Source organism: Cupriavidus sp. WS (assembly GCF_000395345.1).
Lineage (GTDB): Bacteria > Pseudomonadota > Gammaproteobacteria > Burkholderiales > Burkholderiaceae > Cupriavidus > Cupriavidus basilensis_B.
In genome coordinates, this window is record NZ_AQPL01000642.1 from 1 (window position 1) to 2901 (window position 2901).

The following is a 2901-nucleotide window of genomic DNA, read 5'->3' on the forward strand; positions in this document are numbered from 1 at the left end:
GACCATTCTCACGTACTGGAGTAAGAGTGCATGCGTAACATCGTCGATTCCATTCTGGGTAGTCGCTGGCTTTGGCTGGTAGCCCGCGTGCTTTTAGCGGTAGTTTTTCTATCCTCCGGATTGGCCAAACTCATAGACTTTGAGGGCGGGCTGGCTGAAATGCGAGGGGCTGGATTATCGCCAGAAGGTCTGTTCAATATAGCAACGATCGTAACGATGCTAGGCGGGTCTGCACTATTGCTGCTGGATCGACTCTTATGGGTTGGCGCTGGAGCACTGGGCTTTTTTTTGTTCCTTACGATTGTTGTGGTACATCGCTTTTGGGCTCTCCCCGAGGCGGAAGCAATGCCCGCCTTGTATGTTGCACTTGAACACATCTCGTTAATTGGCGGATTGATTGCTGCCAGCATTGCCGGTCACCTGCACAAGCGTCTTCGTTCCGGCAAATAGGCGCCCAACCGCCGTTTTAGTTGGCCCATGCGTTTAGACGGGTCTGGTGCAAGCTGGAGTTGCTCGTGCATTGATTGAGCTTTGCAGCCGGAGCGCTGTTATCTTGTGGTGGCATCTGATTTGATCTACGCCGCGGGAATTAATCATGTTCGATTTCTCCTATATTCGCATCCTCACTGCTTCTGGCGCCGTGCCTAGTCGCCGGATGGCAGAGGTACTGCTTGGCGCAGGAACCACCTCCATCGTCGCACAAGGCTTGCACGCAAAGCAGGTTACCCAGCTTGCCTCACGACACTCGACGAATTTGAAAGTCGACTTTCACGATGCCGCTTTGCTCAGAGATGCGCTGCATGGGGTCGATCGACTTTTGATAGTGCCGGCCAGTAGGGCTGATGCTGCCGTGTACCACTTGGCTCAGGTACAAGCGATTGTGCAGGCTGCAATCCAGGAGCGCGTACAACACCTTATCTATCCCTCGGTGGCGGCCGTCTCGCTGCCCTGGGCATATCGGCATCTGGCCTCGGAGCGCCTCATTGCGCAAAGCGGTATTGGATTTACGATCTTACGCATTGGCACCCTGGCCGACTGCATTTTTCATCGGTTGCCGATAGCCCTGAGATCCGGTGTATGGCCGACTTCCGCAGGCAAGGGCCGTACGAGCTACGTTTTACGTGACGACGCTTTCAGTGCCAGTGCTGCTGCACTAAATGCACACACTCTGCCAGGCGCTGACTTGGTTATTTCGGGCACGCAAGACTTTTCTATGGGTGAACTTGTGCGCGAGATCAACCTCATCTTTGGTGCACACATCGAGCCTGCCCATGTCGATGACGACGTCGTCCTGGCAACGCTCACGGGCGCCGGCGTGCCGGCATCGATTGCAGCAGGACTGGTAGCAACGGACCGAATCATGCGGCGCGGCGACGCTCACGCTGTCGGCGAAGGAGTTAGGCAACTGACTGGCAACCCCGCTGTTGCAGTGCGAGAGTTCCTTTTAGAGCGACGGATTGATGTCCTTCTGGCCAGCAAATACGGTTGGAGTCGGGATGTCGCCTTCACTCGCCCACCTTCGTCGGTGCAATTCCTCTAGGCGCACTTCACGGAAAGCCCTGATCGCGGCTTTGCGTTGTCCTCATCCGATTGACGGCCGTCGCTGCCTGCCAATCTCGGCATCTCACCACAGCACGAGCTGCGTGGCCTGCAATTGGGCTGCTGTCGCAGCAGCTCTTTTGGGCAAGTCGTTGGCGGCATCCTCGTCAAGGTCGGAAGAGCCCGCTGGCAGGAATGAACTGCGCCGACGCTGGCCAGACACTACTCGTCTACCACTGGCGGATGCAGCACGCTGGTGTACCGAATCGCTCGGTGTGCCATAGCGCAATTAAGATCAAACTGGCAGCTATCTCACAAGTCGATATAAGCAATGCGCCGGCGCGCTAGGGAATGTGCTATTCAAAGTTGAAGCGTACCGAGCGGTTTGGTACTATGCTTCATCTAGGCCCTTGTGTCGGGAATCCCGCTCCATGCAGATGCAACGCACTAACCAAGTCATGACCACCTTGCCACCGAGCAGCGGCGAGCTGAACGCCAAGGCTCTTACCGTCCTGCGCGCGGCACGCCACGTCTTCCTGACCCATGGGTTCAGCGCGGCAACTACCGACATGATCCAGCGCGAGGCTGGGGTGTCGAAGTCCACGGTATACGCACACTACGCGAACAAGGAAGCCCTCTTCACAGCGGTGATCGAGGCCGAATGTGCGGCGTTCACGAACACGGTGCATGGCATCGAGTTCCGCCCTGGAAAGCTGCGAGAGACGTTGACCATGTTAGCCCGGGCCTACCTGGACATCGTGCTTTCGCCCAGCGGGTTGGCCGTCTTTCGCGTCGTGATCGCTGAAGGCCCGCGCTTTCCCAAGCTCGCACGGACGTTCTACCTGGCTGGCCCGCAGGTCATGACGACGATGGTGGCCGAGCAACTGGCTAACGCAGCGGCATCCGGTGAGGTCGATCTTGGTGAGATTGGCCGTGAGACGGCTGCCAGTCTGTTTATCAACCTGGTTCGGGGCGAGCCTCAGCTTCAGTGTCTGACCCATCCGGATGCCGCGCCTTCCTCGGCGCAGATTGACCAGTGGGCGAACGCGGCGGTGGTGACATTCATGCGTGCCTATGGCCGCCGTGAGGAAGCGTCCAGTAAACGCTCCCGATCATGATGACGAGTGGGTCAAGCGGCACACAGCAATTTGATGCGGCCCTTCGGCTGATGGAGCTTTCTACGGCCATCACGCGACTTTTTGCTGCACGGAATCAAGTGCTGAATCGCTTGGCTGCTCCATTTGGTTTGACTGCGGTTCAAGTGATGGCGCTACACCACATGTCGGCTATTCCAGCATGTACGCCCAGCACGTTGGTTCGTAGTCTGGTAGTCGATTCCTCTTCGGTGACGAGGCTGTTAGA

3 protein-coding genes and 1 pseudogene are annotated in these 2901 nt (G+C 57.3%); all 4 read left to right on the forward strand.

What is annotated here, in order from left to right:
• Nucleotides 1-30: 30 nt before the first annotated feature.
• Nucleotides 31-450, forward strand: a complete 420-nt coding sequence (locus K206_RS42385) for a DoxX family protein (RefSeq protein ID WP_011489345.1) — start codon at nt 31-33, stop codon at nt 448-450.
• A 145-nt stretch (nt 451-595) separates the two neighbouring features.
• Nucleotides 596-1540, forward strand: coding sequence for an NAD(P)H-binding protein (locus K206_RS42390; protein ID WP_038457521.1), 945 nt, complete (start codon nt 596-598; stop codon nt 1538-1540).
• A 430-nt stretch (nt 1541-1970) separates the two neighbouring features.
• The gene (locus K206_RS0136060; protein ID WP_011489347.1) at nt 1971-2657 is read left to right on the forward strand and encodes a TetR/AcrR family transcriptional regulator; all 687 of its coding nucleotides are present in this window, start codon (nt 1971-1973) and stop codon (nt 2655-2657) included.
• Nucleotides 2654-2901 (forward strand): annotated as a pseudogene (locus K206_RS44560) (MarR family transcriptional regulator); the annotation flags it as partial. The gene K206_RS0136060 and the pseudogene K206_RS44560, both read left to right, overlap by 4 nt.

What these genes read in the sequence shown, in the direction of transcription:
- K206_RS42385 (WP_011489345.1), top strand. Translation starts at nt 31, where the DNA reads ATGCGTAACATCGTCGATTCCATTCTGGGTAGTCGCTGGCTTTGGCTG.
- K206_RS42390 (WP_038457521.1), top strand. Translation starts at nt 596, where the DNA reads ATGTTCGATTTCTCCTATATTCGCATCCTCACTGCTTCTGGCGCCGTG.
- K206_RS0136060 (WP_011489347.1), top strand. Translation starts at nt 1,971, where the DNA reads ATGCAGATGCAACGCACTAACCAAGTCATGACCACCTTGCCACCGAGC.